This window comes from Actinoplanes sp. NPDC051346 (assembly GCF_040682215.1).
In the GTDB taxonomy this organism is placed as follows: Bacteria; Actinomycetota; Actinomycetes; order Mycobacteriales; family Micromonosporaceae; genus Actinoplanes.
This window is the reverse complement of the sequence record NZ_JBFBAJ010000009.1, coordinates 304,570-324,027: the sequence shown is the minus strand read 5'-3', so window position 1 is coordinate 324,027 and position 19,458 is coordinate 304,570. Positions and strand designations below refer to the sequence as shown.

General features: G+C 72.8%; 14 protein-coding genes. 2 read left to right on the top strand and 12 right to left on the bottom strand.

Going from position 1 to position 19,458, the window contains the following annotated elements:
* The first annotated feature begins 64 nt into the window (after positions 1–64).
* Positions 65–1,861, top strand: coding sequence for a BTAD domain-containing putative transcriptional regulator (locus tag AB0M36_RS23730; RefSeq protein ID WP_364160950.1), 1,797 nt, complete (start codon positions 65–67; stop codon positions 1,859–1,861).
* Here the strand turns inward: AB0M36_RS23730 and AB0M36_RS23725 are convergent, their stop codons facing one another.
* The 9 genes from AB0M36_RS23725 to AB0M36_RS23685 all read right to left on the bottom strand — a co-directional run bounded on the left by AB0M36_RS23725 (position 1,862) and on the right by AB0M36_RS23685 (position 15,776).
* A complete protein-coding gene (locus AB0M36_RS23725; RefSeq protein ID WP_364160948.1) occupies positions 1,862–2,521 on the bottom strand; it encodes an NAD(P)-binding domain-containing protein in 660 nt (219 codons plus the stop codon).
* Between the two features lie 12 nt (positions 2,522–2,533).
* Positions 2,534–2,980: an acyl-CoA thioesterase gene (locus tag AB0M36_RS23720; protein WP_364160946.1), complete on the bottom strand. Its 447-nt coding sequence runs from the start codon at positions 2,978–2,980 to the stop codon at positions 2,534–2,536.
* A gap of 6 nt (positions 2,981–2,986) precedes the next feature.
* Positions 2,987–8,581, bottom strand: a complete 5,595-nt coding sequence (locus AB0M36_RS23715) for an SDR family NAD(P)-dependent oxidoreductase (protein WP_364160944.1) — start codon at positions 8,579–8,581, stop codon at positions 2,987–2,989.
* A 10-nt stretch (positions 8,582–8,591) separates the two neighbouring features.
* Positions 8,592–9,545 carry an enediyne biosynthesis protein UnbU gene (locus AB0M36_RS23710; protein WP_364160942.1) on the bottom strand — a complete coding sequence of 318 codons (954 nt, stop codon included), beginning with the start codon at positions 9,543–9,545 and terminating at the stop codon, positions 8,592–8,594.
* Positions 9,546–9,578: 33 nt separating this feature from the next.
* Positions 9,579–11,480: a CRTAC1 family protein gene (locus AB0M36_RS23705; RefSeq protein WP_364160940.1), complete on the bottom strand. Its 1,902-nt coding sequence runs from the start codon at positions 11,478–11,480 to the stop codon at positions 9,579–9,581.
* Complete coding sequence (locus AB0M36_RS23700) at positions 11,477–12,448, bottom strand: DUF1702 family protein (RefSeq protein WP_364160938.1); 972 nt, start codon at positions 12,446–12,448, stop codon at positions 11,477–11,479. Before AB0M36_RS23700 ends, AB0M36_RS23705 begins: the two co-directional genes overlap by 4 nt.
* A 165-nt stretch (positions 12,449–12,613) precedes the next feature.
* Positions 12,614–13,540, bottom strand: a complete 927-nt coding sequence (locus tag AB0M36_RS23695; RefSeq protein WP_364160936.1) for a hypothetical protein — start codon at positions 13,538–13,540, stop codon at positions 12,614–12,616.
* Positions 13,537–15,075: an aminotransferase class I/II-fold pyridoxal phosphate-dependent enzyme gene (locus AB0M36_RS23690; protein WP_364160934.1), complete on the bottom strand. Its 1,539-nt coding sequence runs from the start codon at positions 15,073–15,075 to the stop codon at positions 13,537–13,539. The genes AB0M36_RS23695 and AB0M36_RS23690 overlap by 4 nt, the downstream gene beginning before the upstream one ends.
* Positions 15,075–15,776: a VOC family protein gene (locus AB0M36_RS23685; protein WP_364160932.1), complete on the bottom strand. Its 702-nt coding sequence runs from the start codon at positions 15,774–15,776 to the stop codon at positions 15,075–15,077. Before AB0M36_RS23685 ends, AB0M36_RS23690 begins: the two co-directional genes overlap by 1 nt.
* A gap of 155 nt (positions 15,777–15,931) precedes the next feature.
* Here AB0M36_RS23685 and AB0M36_RS23680 point away from each other — a divergent pair, with 155 nt between their 5' ends.
* Entirely contained in the window at positions 15,932–16,297 is a 366-nt protein-coding gene (locus AB0M36_RS23680; protein WP_364160930.1) for a VOC family protein, read from the top strand.
* 102 nt (positions 16,298–16,399) lie between these two features.
* Here AB0M36_RS23680 and AB0M36_RS23675 read toward each other — a convergent pair whose 3' ends face one another.
* The 3 genes from AB0M36_RS23675 to AB0M36_RS23665 form a co-directional block, all read right to left on the bottom strand.
* Positions 16,400–16,771: an ester cyclase gene (locus tag AB0M36_RS23675; protein WP_364160928.1), complete on the bottom strand. Its 372-nt coding sequence runs from the start codon at positions 16,769–16,771 to the stop codon at positions 16,400–16,402.
* Positions 16,772–16,924: 153 nt separating this feature from the next.
* Positions 16,925–17,860 (bottom strand): TIGR03619 family F420-dependent LLM class oxidoreductase, encoded by a 936-nt coding sequence (locus AB0M36_RS23670; protein WP_364160926.1) that lies wholly within the window; start codon positions 17,858–17,860, stop codon positions 16,925–16,927.
* Positions 17,861–17,873: 13 nt separating this feature from the next.
* A complete protein-coding gene (locus tag AB0M36_RS23665) occupies positions 17,874–19,457 on the bottom strand; it encodes an aminotransferase class I/II-fold pyridoxal phosphate-dependent enzyme (RefSeq protein WP_364160924.1) in 1,584 nt (527 codons plus the stop codon).
* Position 19,458 lies beyond the last annotated feature (1 nt).

Genomic DNA, 19,458 nt, shown 5'->3' with positions numbered 1-19,458 from the left:
GTCCGATTCCAGGGCGATCGTACGTATTTCGGCGTTGGGTTCGATGCAGGTGCACCGCGGGCCAGTGCCGATCGATCTCGGACCGGCCAAGCAGCGGGCGGTGATGGCGGCGCTGGCCCTGCACGTCGGCAATCCCGTCTCCACCGACTACATGCTCGGCATGGTCTGGGGGCCGGCGCAGCCGGTCAGCGCCAGGCAGCTGGTGCACACCTATGTGGCCCGGCTGCGCCGGCTGCTCGAGCCGGACCTGCCGCCCCGGGGCCGCACCAACATCATCAGCTCCGAGCCCGGCGGCTACCGGCTCGTCACCAGCCGGGAGCTCGTCGACGTCACGCGGTTCGAGCTGCTCTACCGGCAGGCGAAGCAGTTTCTGTGCGCCGACGAGCCCCAGCGGGCCTTCGAGTTGCTCAGCGAGGCGATGCGCCTGTGGCGAGACCCCGAACTGGCCGAACTCACCGCCCTGCTGAATTCCCCGGAGGCGCTGGATCTGCTGCGTCGCCGCTGGTCCGAGGCCGCGCTGGACTACGTGCGGTGCGGTCTCGACCTCAAGCAGGCCGCGGCGGTGCTGCCGGCCGCCCGCCGGCTGGCGATCACCGAGCCGATGAACGAGACGGCCCAGGCGCTGTACATCGTCGCGCTCGAGCAGACGGGCCGCCGCGCGGCCGCGGTCCGGCACTTCGACGACATCCGGGTGATGCTCAAGGCCGAGCTCGGCGTGCAGCCGGGTTCCCAGCTGTCCGACGCCTACCGCGCGGTGCTCGCCGGCGACGACACCCCCGGCCGGGCCGGTGTCCCCGGGACCGAGCAGGTCCGGCCGCCCTGGTACGGCCGAGGCCCCGGTCTGGGCCCGCTGATCTACCGGGAACGGGATCTGGACGCCGTGATGTCCCTGCTGGCCGAGCAGCGGCTGCTGACGGTCACGGGGCCGCCCGGGTGTGGCAAGTCGACGTTGGCGCTGCGCGCCGCCGCCTGCCTGCGTGACAACCTCCTCGGTGGCGTCGCGGTGCTGGACTGCGCGGAGATCACGTCCTCGGATCGGCTGGACCGGCAGCTGAGCATGCTCCTGGGCGCGGAGCCGGGCACCGCGCCGTCGCGGTTGCTCGGCGACCAGCAGATGCTGATCGTCCTCGATGACGTCGAGCACGTGATCGACGCCTGCGTCGAGGTGGTGGACGACGTGGTCCGCGCCTGCCCGAACGTGTCCGTGGTGGTCACGTCGCGCGAGCCGTTGGGTGTGCCGTACGAGACCGTCTGGCGGCTGCGGCCGCTGGGCGTGTCCAGCGGAGACGAGGCGCGGTGGGGCGCCGAGACGCCGGCCGTCCAGCTGTTCGCGCGCCGGGCCGCGCAGGTCAGTCCCGGCTTCCGGCTCGGCGCGGACGACCTGTCGACGGTCGCCGAGCTGTGCGCGCGGCTGGATGATCTGCCTCTCGCGGTGGAACTCGCCGCGGAGTGCCTCGCCACCGAGACGCTCGACGAACTGGTCCGGCGCCTGGACGATCCGTTGCGCGAGCTGAAGCCGCCACGGCGGGGCCAGCCGGTGCACCACCGGACGTTGCAGGCCGCGCTGCTGCGCAGCCTGCACTGCCTGGATCAGCAGGAACGGTGGTGCTTCCTGCGGCTCGGCGCTCTGCCACTGACCTTCCGCGCCGAGCAGGCCGAGGCCGTCTGGGCCCCGGCGCCGTACGGTCCGGTGGACGGTCGGCTGATGCTCATGCGCCTGGCCGAGAAGTCGCTGCTCTACGTCCGGCATGATCTCGCCGGGCCGCTGTTCGGCAAGCTCCGGCTGCTGCACCGGCTGGCGACCGATCTCGGGGTCACCGAGCGACGTCACGTCGACGCCTCCGCCATCACCATCACCTGATCAGCCGGCCACGTCGACGCCCCGGCCGACGGGGGAGCGGTCCAGCTCGGCGATCCGCACGCCGATGCGCCCGTGCAGGTCGTGCGCCGCGCTCACCCGCGCCATCAGCACCGCCAGCGCCTCCATCTCCCGGCTGCTCTCGATGCCGCCGACGTCCAACGGATCGAACCCGAGACCGCGGGCCAGGTCGAAGACGAGCGGCTTGGCGTCCGCCGGCCCCGCCACCGGCAGGGTCACCGTGCCGCCGCCGATCCGGGTGGCGCCCAGGTGCTCGGCGGCGACGGTGTTGAACGCCTTGACGGTCCGCCAGCCGGTCGCCGCGGCCGCGATGAGTTCGCCGCCGGACAGGCCGGGCGGCACCACCCGGTCCCGGCAGAAGCCCGGGTTCGTGGCGTCGATCAGGGTGCGGCCGCCGCCGCAGCGGCCGGCCGGTCCGGAGATCAGTCCGATGGCCACCGGGAACGGCAGTGCGAGCAGGACCGGGCCGGTGTGCCGGAGCACGGTGTCCAGCGTCGCGGGCGTGCAGTCCGGCGGCAGGTCGACGGCCGGGCCGTGGTCATAGCGGGCCGTGCACAGGGCGGTCGGCACGCCGGCGTCGTCCAGCGCGTGGGCCAGCGCGGTCCCCATCCGGCCCGCGCCGATGATTCCCAGCCTCATCATGGTGCTCTCCGATCACCGGCCGGCCGGGGAGCCGGCCGGATCGAACGGGGCCAGGGCCGCGCGGAGCTCGTCCGGGATGGGCACCGGCTCCAACCCGTGCGTGGCCCGGCGCATGCACGCCACGGTCTGCCGGCCACGGGCCAGGAGTTCCTCCCGGCCGTCCCGGCGGCGTACGTAGTCGAACGTCATGGCCGCCCGGTTGCCGGTCATCCGGTCCAGCCCCATCCGGATCTCGATCTGGTCGCCGGCGAAGCCCTCCGCGTAGAACTCGACCGCGCAGTCCACGGTGACCAGCACCAGGTCGCCGGTCAGCAGCGCCAGCACGCCGGGTGCCCGGTCGAGCAGGAACCGCTCGCGGCAGTGCCCCTGCCATCGCACGTAGTGGGCGAAGTAGACGTTGCCCACGAGGTTGGTCTCGTCGAAGGTCACCAGGTGCTGGTGGACATAGTGCCCGGCCATCGTCGCTCACCCCACCCCGACGGTGACAGCCACCGGACCGGTGGTGCTGGTCAGGACGATGCTGTGCAGGGTCAGGTCCCCGGAGCCGAAGGTGGTCCAGCCGTCCTGGATCCCGGTCACGGTGAGCGGGGCGGCCGGCGGCTCCCCGAGTTTGCCCAGCGCCTCACGGCAGGTCCAGACCCGGAAGGCCGCGAGCTCGGTGCTCTCCCGCGCGACCCGGGCGGCCTCGGCCGCGACCGCCGTGTCCGCCGGGGGCAGCGGTGGCGCCGTCTCGCCGACCCGGGTCCAGTCGACCGCGACCCGGCCGGGCCCGGCGGCGACCAGCAGAAGGTCGTCGAGATGGCTGGCCGACACGGACCCCGGCGAGGTCACCAGCCGGCCGTCCGTGGCGTGGGTGACCGGCGTGCCCGCCAGCCAGCCGGCCACGGCCGCCGTGTGTGCCGGATCGGACCGGTCCGCCCGCGCCGTCACCAGTTCCACCGCCGGCGCCGGCCGCAGCCGGGCCAGCGCCCGGGTGAGGTGCGCGCCGACCAGCTCCAGCGGCCACCGGTCGAGCCCCGTGGCCCGTACGGCCCGCAGTCGCAGGCCGGTCCAGTCCTCCACGGGTTCGCCCGCCAGATCGGTCACGGCCACGTCGAAGACGAACCCGGACGCGTCCTCCGACCGCTGACGGGCGGCGACGAGGAGCCGACCGGCCGGCGGTCGACGCATCCGGATGCGGTCCACACCCACCGGCAGCACCAGTCGGTCCGGCACGCACGCCTGCAACAGATGCAGGAAAGCGTCGCGGGCGCCCGCGTCGCCCAGGACCAGACGCTGGTCCAGGTACGCGGAGAACCACGGCTCGCGCGATGTGGCGTCGACGACGCCGACGCAGCGGTACGCGCCGACCGCTCGGTAGCCCCGTACGCGGTGGAAGCGGGGGCCGTGGAAGAACAGCGGCCCGTACAGGTGCGTGGCCGGCATCTCGATGCCGGACAGCGGCGCGTCGCTCGGTGGATCGGTGGTGACCCCGCCGAAGCGGGCGGCGAAGTGATCGGTGGCATAGCCGGTCTCGTCGCTGCGCAGCACCACGTCGACCGCGCCGTCGTCGCGGGTCAGGGCGGCGACCCGCAGCGTCCGACGGTCCCGGTCGGGGACGGTGACCGGGTGGCTGAGCCGGACGTCGGTGAACTGCGTCGCCTCGGTGTCTCCGGTCAGCGCCAGGGCGCACTGGGCCATCGCTTCCAGTCCCAGCACGGCGGGCAGCACGGCCGCCCCGTCGATGCGATGGTCACTCAGGTAGGGATCGGTGCCGGTGGACAAGTCGGCGGCCACCACCAGCTCGGTCCCCGGAGTGTGGACCAGAGGCGTCTCCGGGAACCGTCCCGCCAGCGCGGTTTCGTCGCCGCGCCAGCGCAGCACCGGCCCGCTGGGCAACCGGCCGGCGACCAGGACGGTGGGGGGAAGGTCCGGTGTGGACAGCAGTTGCAGCAGGGTGGCGACCCCGGCGTCTACCGGGATCGGGTCGAGGCCCTGCCGGATCAGGGCGTCGAGGACGCCCAGGCGTACCCCCATGCCGGCGCCCGACCAGGCCGACCATTCGATGTTGAGCCAACGGACGCCGGGCTGTTCCCGGGCCAGCTGGGTGCAGCGCCGGGCGAGCCATTCGTTGGCCACGGCGTAGTGCGCCTCGCCGGCCAGCCCGGTGCGGGCGATCACCGAACCGAAGGTGACCGCGAACCGCAGCTCGCCGACGTCGAGGGCGGCCAGCACCCGGTCGAAACCGTCGGCCTTTCCCGCCGCCGCGGCCCGCATCGCCGCGACGTCGAGATCCGGGATGAGCACCGGCGTGTTCTGCCCGGCGGCGTGCACCAGCGCGCGGATCTCGCCGTGGTGCCGTCGCACCGCGTCGAGCGTCGCGGTGACCGCGCCGGCGTCGGTGATGTCGACCGCGTGGTAGACCGCGTCCGGAAGCCGAGACAGCGTGGCCCGCACCGCCGGGTCGGTCAGCGGCGCCCGGCCGAGCAGCACCATCCGGGCTCCGGTCAGGCCGGCGAGCGCGACGGCGCATTCGGCGCCGATGCCCTTGGCGCCCCCGGTCACCACGCAGACGTCGCCGGGCCGCAGCGGGACACGCTCGGCGTCGGCCGGCGCCAGGGGCACCGGCTCCATCATCGGCACGGTGCGCCGGCCATCGCCGGCGAACACCACCTCGGTGTACGACGCCAGCTCGCGACGCGCCTCGGCGGCGGCCCACGCTACGCCGGACGGGTCGGCGGGCACCTCGACGACCAGGACCGGGACCTGGGGGCTCTCGGCGCTCAGGCTGCGACCGACGGCCGCGCCGACACCGCCGTGATGCACGACCACGAGCGGGATGCGGTCGCGGTGTGCCGCCCGCAGGGCGGTCACGACGTCCTCCGGCGGCGCCGGCGCGGGCCACGGCGGCAGTGCGAGCAGGTAGGCCGGGGCGCCGTCGCTTTGGCCGAAGGCGGATCGGATCTCGTCCGCCAGCGGGTGACCGGTGAGCTCGCCGATCACGGTGAACGATCGGGTCACCGAGGGATCGGGCGGTGTCTCCGGCACGAGTCGGGGCGCGAACGCGCGTACCCAGCTGGCCACTCCCGCCGGAAGGGCCTCCCGCTGATCGGTGGCCGGAAGGTCGCCGATCGTCTCCGCCAGCTCGCGGATCGTCGCCGTGCTGAGGGCCAGGGGCGCGGCCGGCATGGCCCGGCCCAGCCGTGCCGCCACCGCCGCGGCGATCTGGGTCACCCGCAGCGAGCTGAGGTGCAGTTCGGCGAGCAGCCGCGCGTCCGGGGCGATGGCGTCGGCGTCCAGTTCCAGGGCTTCGGCGACGCAGGTGATGGCGACGCCCAGGGGGTCGCTGTCGTCCGCTTCCGGAGTCGTCCGGGCTGGGGCGACGTCGGTCGGGACGGGCGGTACGGCCTCGCACGGGTTGATCAGCAGCACCCGGTCCCGGTCGAGGCTGAACGGCCTGGTGGGGCGGTTCGCGAACCAGGGCGCGAGCGTGCCGCACCGGCCGGCGGCGAACAACGCGGCGGTCACCGACGCGACACCCTCGGCGGAGGGCGACCCGGCGTCCAGGGACACCGTCGCCGTCGAGGTCAGGCCGGCCATCATCCGGCCCGGTCCGACCTCGACGAACAGATCGGCGGACAGGCGGCTCAGCGCCTGCGCGAAGCGCACCGGCGCGGTCAGCTGCCGGACCAGCAGTTCCACCAGGTCCTCGCCGGCCAGCCAGTCGCCGGTGACGGTGGAGGCCACGGGCCGGCGCGGCGGACGCCAGGGCAGGGCCGCGGCGGCGGCCTTGAGCCGGGGCGCGGCCGGCTCCATGGCCGGTGAGTGGAAGGCGTGCGCGACCGGCAGCCAGGTCGCCCCGATGCCCGCCCGGGTGGCACCGTCGATGACCCGGCCCACCTCGGTGCGGCTGCCGGACACCACGGTGCGGCGCTCGCCGTTGTCCGCAGCGATGACCACGTCGGTGCCGCGCAACAGGTCGGCAGCGGTCTCCGGATCGGTGTGCAGGCTCGCCATGCCGGCCGGTGTGGGGTCGGCCTCGGCCATCGCCGCGCCGCGGACCCCCGCCAGCAGGTAGGCGTCCGCCTCCCGCAACGCGCCAGCCCAGACCAGCGCGCCCAGCTCGCCGAGGCTGTGCCCGACCGCCTGATCTGCGTCGGCGCCGATCGCGGTGAGCCAGCGCAGTCCGGCGAGGATGCCGCGCACGATGGCCGGCTGCGCCACGTCGGTGCCGACGGCGGTGTGCGGGTCCTCCGGCAGCGGGAGCCGGTCGTCGTACCCGGGTGGCAGCGTGCCCAGCAGCCCACCCAGCGCGCCGGGCCCCCGGTAGCAGGGCGCCGCCTGCCCGGGGAACAGCAGCGCGACCCGGAGCCGGTCCGGGCCGCCCAGGAACAATCGGCGTGGCGGATCGACCAGCGTGGTGCCGCCGGCGGCCAGGTGGTCACGGGCGCGCCGGACAGCGGTCGCCAGCTCGTCCGGATCCGCGACCACGGCGGCGAACCGGTAAGGCCCGTCCGCCGACGTGTCGGCCAGGGTCGCCGCCAGGTCGCCCAGCTCGCCGCGGGTCAGGGTGCCGCTCACCTCGCCGATCCGGGCGAGCTTCGCGGCCAGCGCCGCCCGGTCGGCGGCGGCGCACACCACCACCTCGTGACTCGGGGGCGGGGCGGCGAGCCGCTGGTGGGCCGGGGTGAGTCGGCGGCGCCGGGCGGCCGCGGCGCCGCCGAGCACCACGTGGACGTTGATGCCGCCGAAGCCCATCGCGCTGACCGCGGCATGCCGCCGCCCGACCGGCCACGGCCGTGCCTCGTCGAGGATCTCGAGGCCGGAGCCGGGCGCGGTCAGCAGTGGGTGGGGCTGTTCGCACCCGGTGGTCGGCGGCAGCACACCATGGTGGACCGCGAGGACCGCCTTGAGCAGGCCGGCCACTCCGGCCGCCGCCTTGGTGTGTCCGATGTTGGCCTTGACGCTGCCCAGCGCCGCCGGGCGCTCGGCGTGGCGGCGCAGGTGTCGCAGCGCCTCGAGCTCCGCCTGGTCGCCGACCGCGGTGCCGGTGCCGTGCCCCTCGATCAGGCCCACCGTCGCGCAGTCGATCCGGGCGTGCTCGTACGCCCGGTGCAGCGCCAGGCTCTGACCGGCCGACTCCGGGCGGGTCAGGCCGCCGCTGCCGTCCGACGACATTCCCCAGCCCAGCAGGTAGCCGTACGTGCGCAGGCCCCGGTCGCGGGCCAACGACTCCCGGCAGAGCACCAGCACGCCACAGCCCTCGCCGGGCAGGAAGCCGGTCGGCCGCCGGTCGTACACCCGCATGTCGCCGTGCGCCAGCGCGCCCACCCGGGCGAAGCCCACCAGCTCGAACGGGTCCAGACTGAGGTCGACGCCGCCGGCCAGCGCCACTTCCAGCCGGCCGTCGACCAGCGCCGAGGCGGCCGTGGACACGGCCAGCAACGACGACGCGCAGGCGCCGTCCACGGTGTATCCGAGGCCGTGGAAGTCGAAGTGGTTGCACACCCGGCCGGCGATCGTGTTGGCCAGCGCGCCGGAGAGGGTCTCGTCGGACGGTTCCGGGAACGGCGCCTTGTAGGCGCGCTCGATCGCCGAGATCAGCGCGGCCTGCTCGTCGGCCGGCACCGCCGAGCCGTTCAGGGCGGACTGCACCGATCGCCGCACGTATGGCCAGCGGGTCCGCAGCGTGGTCGCCCGGGTGAACTCGCCGGTCAGCGAGTTGCCCAGCACGACGCCGGTGCGGGCACGGTCGAGCCCGTCGCCGTCCGGGAACCCGGCGTCGGCCAGCGCCGCCGCGGCCACGTCGAGCGCGAGCCAGTGGGTGGTGTCCACCGCCCGGAACGTGGGGCCGGCGACGCCGAAGCGCTGCCGGTCGAACGTCCAGTCGCTGATGAGGCCGGCCCGGGTGACGTACGTCTGGTCCGGTCCGTCGCCGCCGTACTCGGCCAGCGGCAACCGCCCGGGCGGCAGCCGACGGAAGGACCGCCGCCGGGACATGACGTTCTGCCACAGCTGGTGCGGGGAGTCGGCCTCCGGATAGCGGCAGGCCATCCCGACGACGGCGATTCTCTCGGCCATGCGGATCCTCCTAGCCGGCGACGTGAGCCGCCTCCGGCTCCGGTGCCGCGACGACCGACGGCCGCGGCGGTGCCGCGCTCTCGTCACGGCGGCGGCGGAGCTCACGGACACCGGTGATCAGGAACCGGCCGGCGCACACGATGGTCAGCGCGTAGAACAGTCCGAAGGTGATGTGCAGGGCGACCAGGACGCCGTACACGCCGGCGGCGGCACCGCCGAAGAGCACCTGGTCGCGCGGGCGCGAGGGCGAGGTCTGCGGGTCGGTGATCATGTAGTTGGTGAACAGGATGAACGCGACACCGGTCATGACCAGCAGGCCGGACGGCAGCGAGTCCGGGCCGAGCGCCCACCGGATCACCGCCTGGATCGCGAATCCGCCCACCCAGCCGAGGATCAGCGGCATCCGGTCGGTGAGCTTGGCGTTGATCATGGTCCCGGCGATCAGGATCGCGCCCGGCAGCGCCCAGTCGATGACCGAACCGACGTTCTCGGTGAACTGGTACGGCGGCGCGATGGCCACCCAGCTGAACAGCACCAACGTGGCGCTGATGCCGAAGTTGCTCGGATTGAAGAAGTGCTTCGGCACGCCGCCGATCCGGATGCGCAGCAGGTACTTGCTGGAGATCGCGCACGTCACCGCGAACACGGTCGGCATGAGGCGCTGGTTGCCGTACAGCAGCATCGCGCACGCGAGCGCGGCGATGTGCGCGGGCAGCAGAAAGTTGATCATGTTGACCGTGCCGCCGCGGTAGCGGGCCGGCCGGTGCTGGGCCCAGGCGTCCACGGTCTCCAACAGGAAGCTGAGGGCGTATGCCACCAGCACCGCCACGATCGGCGTCAGGTAGGCCTGCTCGAAGCCTAGGAACCAGTGCCCGACGATGGTGAACACGGTGATGGATATGGCGAACCGGCGGAGCGCGGTCAGTCCCTTGGCGGATCGGGTGGGTACGGAAGTCGTGGTCATCGCGGTCCTCCTGCGGCGTCGGTGCCGGCTGCGTCAGGCGCCGAGGGTCAAGTCGTGCCAGCCGGGTGGCAGCGTGCGGGTGGTGGTGTGCAGACCGGTAGCGTCGCGCCAGGTGACCGCGACGGACGTCAGAGCCGCGCTGTCGGCGGCCGCGCCCAGCCCGAACAGCAGCTCGGGCGAGTTCACTCCGCTGTGCCCGTTCGCCGGATAGAGCTGGGAGCGCAGCACCGTGCCGTCGGCGCGGGTGACGGCGACCGAGGCGCCGATGGCCGGGCGGGGCCGGCCGTTCGCCGCCGTGGGCGGCAGCAGCAACCGCAGGCCCAGGTAGGCGCGCGGGGTGCCGGTGTTGTGCAGGAACTGGGAGCGGGCCCACTGATTCGCGATCAGCGCGTCCGGGCGTCCGTCGTGGTCGACGTCGGCGATCGCGATGCCCCGGCTCGGTCCGTGGTTGGCGAAACCGAGCTGCCGGGCGATGTCGACGAAGCGGCCGTCGGTGTCGCGGACGAAGAAGGGGTCCCGTTCCCGGCCGGAGATGTCGGTGTCGGATTCGAAGTTCGGCCACGCCTTCGGGAACCGCAGCACGTCGTCGTTGGCCATGGCGAGTTCCTGCAGGTTGGCCCAGCGGTTGACCCGGCCACGGACGAAGCCGACCGCCTGGACCAGCTCGTCGGTGCCGTCGCCGTCGAAGTCGGCGGCCTTCACGTCCCAGCCCCAGCCGCTGCGGGACAGCCCGAGCGCTTCGCTGTCGTCGCGGTAGGGCGCGTGACGGTCACGGAGCGGGCCCGTCGACGTGCTGACGAACGCGAAGTTGCTCTCCTCGAGGCCGCGCTGCACGGTGATGTTGCTGATCACGATGTCCGCGCGGCCGTCGGTGTTCAGATCGGTGAAGGCGACGCCCATGCTCTTGAACGAGTCGTCGCCCAGCGCCTTGGACTTGGGGGTGTCGAGCTCGCGGTCGCCGCCGAGTTCGGTGAACGCGATCCGGCCCGGCGCCGAGATGTTGTGCAGCAACTGGTCCGGTCCGAAGTCGTTGGCCACGTACAGCTCGGGCAGGCCGTCGCCGTCCAGGTCCTGGGCGCCGGTGGCCAGCGTCCAGGAGCGCGCCTGGGTGGGGGTCAGGGCCGTCCAGGCGTCGGCGTAGTGCGGCACCCCGACGCCGTTGACGAGGTCCACCCGGTCGAGCCGCAGGATGCGATTGGTCCCGGCGTTGGCCGCCGCGGACATCGAATCGTGCATGCGCATGAGCGGGTCGTCGTCGGCGGCGCCGTCCAGCACCCGGGCGCCGTCCGGGAAGTAGTTGCCGATGACCAGGTCGAGGCGGCCGTCGCCGTCCAGATCCAGCACGTTGGCCGTGGAGCTGTTCCAGATCTCGGTGGGCCGCGGCGCGATGTCGACGGCGCGGAAGGCGCTCGGTGTCAGCGGCGCGCCGGGCAGGCGCAGGTAGGCGACCGGGGTCCGCCCCCAGAAATGCACGAGCAGGTCGATCCAGCCGTCCTCGTTGAGGTCGGCGGGCACGCAGCCCATCGGCGCCGTGGTCGCCGCGTCGTAGGCCAGGCCGGTCGGCAGGAGCGGGAACACCCCGAAGCGGCCGGCGCGGTCGGGCGTGGGCGAGATGGTGACCGAGTCGTCGCGCGGGTCGACCAGGCAGGCCTCGCCGGGCAGCCCGTCGTCGTCCAGATCGGCCAGTCCGGCCGAGGCGCCGACCGCGGAGATCCAGGCCCGGATGTGCTCTAGCGCCGGCTGCACCACGCGTTCGGTCCGCGCTCCCGCCGGATCCCCGTTGACGTCCTTGATCGCGAACGCGAACCGCTGGGCCAGCGCCTCGGTGTCGGCGGCCGGCGCGGCCGGCACCCGGGTGAACCAGCCGGCCCCCACGGACAGTCCCGCGGCGAGCACGGCCACCAGCGCCGTCCGTCCGCTCCGCCATGCCTTCATGCCGCGTCCTCCGCACCGGTCGGGCCGACGGCGGCCGTGGTCGCCAGCCGCTGGGTGTGCATCCGCCACTCGCGATAGTCGTGGGCGTCCCGGTTCGGGCCGCTCAGCTGGTGCCGCGCGGTCCAGGTCCACTGCGCGGCCGCGGCCGGGGCGACCCCGGCCAGGATGGGCACCCCGACCTCGGCATGCGCGGGGGTGAAGCCGCTCAACCGCCAGGCCTCGGCGCCGAACGCCGCACCCTGGGCGATCGCCGCGCGATGTCCCGCCGCCCGCTCGGCCAGGAGCCGGTAGGTGTCCGGCCCGACTCCGCCGGCATAGACCGAGGCCAGCGCCACCCCGCTCCACACGTCACCCTGATGGTGCGGCGGCATCGTGGAGACCAGGGCGGCCAGCCGGTCCGGATCGCCGCAGGCGCGGAACCAGAGGGAGCGGCCCAGACCCTGGTACTCGATCTCGCAGATCGCCGAGCACTTGTGGGCGTGCGTCCGCCAACGGTCGAACGCTCGGGGTCCGGCGAAGAACGCCTCGCAGAACCCCTTGCCGTCGTAGGCCAGCCAGCGCAGCAGCGGCGCCCCGGCGCCGATCCGGCCGAGTCGCCGGCGTCGCAGCTTGGCCAGCGCCCACCCGCTGCCGACATGGATCAGGTAGGCGTATCGCTCGCCATATGCCGCTTCGAGGGCGGCGGTGCGCCGGGTTCCCGAGGGTCGTGCGGCGTCCAGCAGGGTGGCGGCCATGGCCGCGCCCTCGGCCGCGAGCCCCCGCCGGTCCGCCGGCACGGAGGAAAGGTCGGGAGCGTCGTCGACGGCGGTGGCCAGTTCGGCGTTGAAGCCGTCCAGGAACGAGCCGGCCGCCGCTTCCAGCGTCGCTCGGGTGGCGGCCGGTTCCCTCGCGAATCCGCGTGCCTGGAAGTCGACGAGGGAGTGTCTGAGCACCAGCGGCCGTCGCCAGCTCATCTTCGATCCGGTCATGTTCGTCCCTCCCGGGAACACTCGACCCGAAGCCAAACACGGTCGGGTTGAACGCTTCTGGATCGTCCTGGACTGCGCTGGACGGCTCGCGCGGGACCAGCACGACCCCGCCGAGCATGGGGCCGTGCTGGTCATCGTGGTTTCAGGGACGGTGGTGCGGCCGAGTCAGTTCCAGGGCATGGTGGGGAACGCGCCGAATCCGAACATCGAGGGCACGCGTACGTCCCAGTAGACGACGAGGAAGGTGCCCAGGGCGATCAGGGCGACACCGGCGATCTGGATCATCCGCTCGGGACGCCGTGGCCGGTCGGCGCGTCGCTCGGCGGTGGCGCGGGCGATCAGCGCGATGATGCCCGCGAGCACGGCGACGATCAGCAGGTTGCCGAGCGACTGCAGGACGAAGGCCAGGGCGCCGTAGAGCGGGTTCCGGGTCTCCGCCGCGAACTCGATCAGCTTGTCGAACAGCGGGTACGGGCGTCCGATGAGGAAGCCGCCGATCAACGCGCCGAGCGTCACCAGGCGGGCCCGCGGCCGGTGGGCGAACGGGTCGCGGAGCACGCCGAGGGTGCACAGTCCCAGGTAGACGAACGCCAGGCCGATCAACCCGAAGACGACGAACGACTGGACCAGGCGCACCGGCACGCCGCCCGCCAGCACGCGTTCGGAGAGTTGCGGAAGCCGGTCGCCGAGCAGCACCGCGATGGCGCCGTACACGGCGGAGACCGCCACCATGCCGGCCGCCAGCCAGCCGAGCGCGGTCATCGTGGCGCGGGTGCGGTTGGTGGAATTGCCCGTCAGCTGCGGCAGCGCACCGAAGACGGCGATGTTGCAGGCGGTGAACGTGCCCGCGAGGCCGGAGACGAACGCGAAGACGATGCCGGCCGCCGCGCCGCTGATGGCGGTCTCCTTGGCGTCGTAGCCGAGCAGCGAGTTGGCGGTGGTGTCGCCGATGACGCCGTCGACCAGCTTGAACGACCAGACCAGGGCAAGGATCACACCGATCGCCAGGCCGATGACGACCGGCAGGAGGGCCGGCGAGCGGCGGACGGTGGGTTCGGCGGGGCTCGCCGGTGGCCGCTGGGACAGACTCATCGCGAAACGTCCTCTCGTACCGTGTCGAAAAGGGTGTCGAAGAGCTTGATCCGCCGGTCGGACAGCGGCACGGTGAGGTGCAGCCGCCCGGTCCCCGGTGGTGTCGGGACCGGCGCGGGAGCGGGAAGCAGTCCGCGGATGCCGCATGCGGCCAATGCCTGCTCCGCGGCGCCGACCGGGTCGGCGACCACCACCCAGGGGATGTCGGGGTGCCCCGGTGCGACCGCGAACCCGGCCGTGGTCAACCGGTCGATGAACGGCGGTTTCACCGTACGGACGCGGCGCCGCAGCGCGGCCAGCGGATCACCGGCGGCGAGCACCTCCAGCGCGGCCCGCAGCGCCAACTCGCCGATGAGCATCGGGGTCACCAGTTCGCGGACCCGGACGGCGACGGCCGGGGAGCAGACCGCGAACCCGGCCCGCAGGCCGCCCCACGAGTAGGCCTTGGTGAAGCCGCGCAGCACGATGAGGTTGCCCACGTCGCCCACCACCGTGGCGGCGCTGCCGGCCGGGCCGAGATAGGCCGCCGCGCTCTCGTCCACGATGACGGCGGCGCCCACCTCCGCCGCGGCCCCGGCGAGCCGGACCAGGTCTCCGGTCTCGACGATGGTCGCGTCGAACGCGGGCCGGTCCAGGTGCACCAGCGCCGGGCGTACCCGTCGGATCTCCGCCGTCATCGCCGCGAGCGTCTGCCCCGCGATGATCCGGATGTCCGCGCCGCGGAACGCGGCCCAGGCCTGCAGGTCCGGATGGGTGTGCGCGGGCGCGAGGATCGGGCCGCCGTCCGCGAGCCCGGCCAGGTCACGCAGCAGCGAGGTCACCCCGGCGCCGAAGAGCAACTGGGCGGGCGTCACGGTCCGGTCGAAGTAGCGGCTGACCACCGGCGCGCCGCGCAGGCTTCCGAACGGGTCGTCGACCGGGTAGTGGCCGGCCAGGCCGTCCGCCTCGGCGGCGAGCCCGGCCCAGACGGCGGCCGGGGCGGGATCCAGCAGCTCCGTCTCGTCGTCGGCGTATCGCAGGTCCAGCCGGGTGTCCTCGACGGTCTCGCCCCACTCGGCGACGGCCAGGGAGGCGGGCGGCGCGATCAGTGCCCGTGCCACGACCAGCGAGCCGGGCGGGGCAGCGCCATCCGTGGGGGAGGTGAGCTCCACGTGCTCCACCCGGAAGCCGGCGGCGCGGACGAGCCCGGCCAGCTCGGTCGGGTGGTAGAAGCGAAGCGGGCCACCGCGTCCGGTCAGCGGATCGAAGCGCGCGGCCTCGTCGCCGGACGCGGCGGCCTGGTCGATGAGCAGCAGGCCGTCCGGCCGCAGCCGGCGGCGGATCTCGGCCAGGAACCGCCGGTGTGCCGCCTCGTCGCCCCGCCAGCGCCACCCGGCGCAGACGACGGCGTCGGACTCCGGTGCCCCGGGCTCCGGCGGCCAGACGCCGATCGTGCGGCCGGGGCGGGTGAGCGCGGTCGTCCACCGGAGTGCGTCCTCGCCGGCGAGCAGAAGGCGGTCACCGGTGAGCCACCGGTCGATGCCACCGGCGGGCATCAACGGCCGGCCAGGATCTTGCGGAGGGTGGCGCCGCTGCTGTTCGCGAGCGAGGCGTCCGACGGCTCGTAGAGGCAGAACCGGTGCCCGGACGGGTCGGTGAACCGGATGGTCCGGCCGATCTCCTTCGAGCCGACGCCGCGTCCGGTGAACGTCAGCCCGGCCGCGGCCAACTCGGCCGTGCTGCGGTCGATGTCCGGGGTATGGAACACGAGCAGGTAGGTGTCGTGCCGGATGTGGCGGCCGTCCACGGCGAGCGCTGCCTGGTCCAGCACGATCGGCACCGAGCCGGTGGCGACGGTCGGCACCGCCGGGTCGGGTTGGCGCAGCCCCAGCACCTTGGCGTAGAAGTCGACGGACGCGGACACGTCGGGGACCCGCAGCCGCAGCTCGGCGACCGTCGTGGGTGGGCCGCCGACCCGGAAGTGGTGGCCGTGCGGGTCGGTCATCAGCGTCGTCGCTCCGGCGCAGCCGATGGTCAGTCCGTCCGAACCGGACGGATCGAAGCGGGACTCGGGGGAGAGGTTGAGCGAGAGGATCACCGAGCCCGCGTCGTATTTGACGACGCCGTGACGGTGGCGGGGATCATCGTCGGTCTCGATGACGTCCAGGCCGAGCCGGTGCTCCAGAAACGCGCGCTGGGCGGCCAGGTCGTGCGCCTCGAGGAAGACGTACAGCAGTGGCAGATCTCGAAAAGTCACCGGAACTCCTCGCTGTCCGTACCTGCGCAGAGCCTAGGCACGGGCCGTCCCGGTGGCTTCTCCTCTCTTGCTTCGTTAGGGGTTGCGGCTATCCGGAACGTCCATCTAGTGCCACTCTGGTCAGGACGGACGTACTCACGAGATGGGGAGCACCCATGATCACAGGATCACACGTCGTCCTGTACAGCACCGACGCGGACGCTGACCGCGCCTTCCTCCGCGACACTCTCGGCCTCGCCGCGACCGACGGCGGAGGCGGCTGGCTCATCTTCGCCCTGCCCCCGGCCGACGCGGCCCTGCACCCGGCCGAGAACGTGCCCCGGGGGGAGTCGGGCGATCTCAGCGAGTTCTACCTGCTGTGCGACGACGTCAAGGCGACCATCGCCGAACTGCGCGAGAAGGGGGTCGACATGAGCGGCGACGTCGACGACAAGGGCTGGGGGCTGATGACCTCGATCCCGCTGCCCAGCGGCGGCAAGATCGGCATGTACGAGCCACGTCACCCGTCGGCACACGGCTGAGCCGTCACTGCCGCGCGTCGTAGGGACATGCGGGCGCATCGGGAGCGCGTCGGGGGCGGCGCGGTTCCGGTGGCGCCCGCATCGCCGTAGGGCGGCCGGCGGCTACTCGAACCTGCTCCGCAGCATTCCGCCCTTGTTGTCCAAGGAGCGGTGTTCGACCATCTTGCCGTCGCGGAACGTCACCTCGTCCTGCCCGGTGAAGCTGACCTTCCGGTTCGACGCCTTCTTGCCGAGGAACCTTCCCCGATGGGTGCCCTCCAACTTCCACTTGAACGTGACCTTGTCGCCATCGGATTTGATCTCCTCGATGCTGAATTTGCCATCGGGAAACGCCGCGCGTAGGTGTTCGATCTTCAGTTTCAGGCCCAACCTGTCCCGGGACGTCCCGGGCATGGGGGTCTTCTCGATGTCCTCGGTGGTCTCCACCAGCTCGTCGACAATGTCGACGTCACCCGAGTTGAAGGCCTCGGTCATCCGTTGAATGGCTTTTTCGTGATTCTTCTGCCTTTCTGCGGGTGCCATTGTCCAACCTCCCTGCATTCGTCGATCTCGCGGAAAATCCGCATTCTCGTACGCCTGCAGAGCCTAGGTAGTCCACCCGCGACAAGCTTCTCTTAACTTGCTTGTTCAACTAACTCGATCCGGTGACAGGGCGCGGTCCGCGGCCGTCTTGACGCGCTCGAGCAGACTGAGTTGCTCGTCGAGCGGGGGCTGGCGCACGTTGGTGAACAGCACGTGGTCGACGGCGAGATCCTCGAGGCGCCGGAGGTCCTCGACGACCTGGTCAGGTGAGCCGCCGAGGAAGGGCCGGCCCAGGCCGACGGCCGATTCCGTCAGCGGCGTCGCCGCCCGCACCACGATCGACAGCCGGTCGGGGTCGCGCCCGGCGCGGTCGGCGCAGATCCGGAACGCGTTGATCGCCGCGGTCAGCCGTTCGAGCGTCATCGAGGTCGGGTTGAACCCGTCGGCGATCCGGGCGGCCCGGTCGATGGCGGCGGGGGAGGCGGCGCCCACCAGGATCGTCGGACCGCCGCGCCGGAACGGCTTGGGATCGACATGGGACAGCGGGATGGAATAGAACCGGCCGTCATAGGAGACCGGGTCCGGCGACCACGCCGCCCGTAACGCCGCCACGAAGTCCTCCAGCCGGGCACCCCGCTGCCGGAACGGCACGCCGGCGGCCTCATACTCCTCCCGCATCCAGCCCTGGCCGAGGCCGACGACGAGGCGCCCCCGGCTGAACTGGTCGAGCGTGGCCAGCCGGCGCGCCATCATGATCGGGTGGTGCAACGGCGCGGTCAGCACGCTGGTGCCGAGTTGGAGGGTGCTCGTGCGGGCGGCGACGAAGGACAGCGTGTCGAGCGGTTCGAAGGTCCGTTGGTAGTACATCGGCAGGGGTCGCGGCGGGCCCGGCGGCTGGTCGACGTCACCCGCGGGACAGAGGACCCGCTCGTGGGTCCACACCGCGCCGTAGCCCAGGATCTCGGCCTCCCGGGCCATGCGGACGATCGCGTCGACGCTGGCGTGCGGCCCCGAGGTCAGCAGATCTATTCCCAGGTCCATTCTCGACCCCCTACTAGGCCGCGCACTCCGCGTCCGCTTCGGTGAGTGCTCGGGCGATGGCGGCGCAATGCTCGGGTTCCAGCAGCGGGTTGGTCTGCACGAAGGCGATCCGCTTGAGGAGGGCGAGGCTCTCGTCCATGAATCCCGGCGGATACTCGCGGCCCGGCGAGTACGTCCACGGATTGCTCCGCGGATCGATGCCGACCTGGCTGACCATGGCCCGGAAGTTCGTCGCCCAGTGCGCGCCGGTCGTCGGGAGGTAGCGGTCCGTGCTCATGGCGGCGTAGCAGTGTTCGATCTCGCCGCCGGCGAACAGCTCGCGCGAGGTCGTGACGTGGCGGATCCCGCGAGCCCGGACGGCTCGGCAGAAGGCCTGGCAGGCGTCCTCGTCGGCGAACATGAGCGGAGTCATCCAGCCCGAGTCCCCGGTGGGGTCGTTGCCGGGCACCCGCCGGTAGGTTCGCGCCGGTCCGGCCAGGTCGAAGATGAGATCGCGTGCCACCCGGAGCCGGCCGAGAAGCTCGTCGAGCCGTTCGAGCTGCGCCAGCGCCACCGCCCCGGTCAGCTCGTTCATCCGCAGGCCGGTGGCGGGCATGATCCGGTCGCTGAGCGTCAGTTCCCGCTTGCGGGCCGGCATCGTCCGGCCGCCGGTGTAGAGGACCGCGAACTGATAGAGCGTGTCCGAGTTCGTCGCGAAGAAGCCGCCGTCCCCGGCGGCCAGGAACTTCATGAACTTCGTGCTGAAGGTGGCCGCGTCGCCGATGCCGCCCAGCCGGCGGCCGCGATAGCTCACGCCGACCGCCTGGGCGTTGTCCTCGAGCAGGGCGATGCCGTGTTTGTCGGCGAGCGCGCGCAGGCCGCCCATGTCGCAGGGTGCGCCGAAGAGGCTGACCGCCATCACGGCCCGGGTCCGCTCGGTGATGTTGCGCTCCACGTCGGCGACGGACAGGCCGAGCGTCTCGTCCACCTGGGCGATGACCGGCACCGCGCCACACAGGATCACGGCGTCGGCGCAGCCGACCCAGGTGACGGCCGGGAGGATGACCTCGTCGCCGGGGCCGACACCGATGCCCAGCAGCCCCGCGGTGAGCGCCGCGGAGCCGGAGACCGTCGCGTGCACGTGTTTGACGCCGAACAGCGCTTCCGCCGCCTGTTCGAAGCGCCCCACGAACGAGCGGGCGGTGGGCACCTCATATCGCCAGAGTCTCTTGCTGCGCAACACCTCGAGGACGTAGCGCTCCTCCGCCTCGCCGGTCAGCTCCGCGCCCGTACTGGTGTAGGGGATGTCCAGGTAGCTGCCGAGGCCGGCGGTCCGCAGCGCGGTCTCGTAGCGATCGTCGCCGACGGCGTCGCGGATCAGGGACAGGACCACGGCCGCCGCGGGCGGGGAGGCCGTGCCGGTGAGATACCGGATGACGTCGGCGATCTCCTCGGTGTCCTTCGTGACGAAGGCCTTGCAGAACTCGTCGTAGGCGTCCTCGCCGGCGAGCGCGGCATAGGCGGCGATCTGGAGGTCCTTGATCGCCTTGCGGGGCTCGGCCGGGGACCCGTTCTCGGCGAGGGCCGCCAGCGCGGCGCGGAGATCCTTGAAATCCATG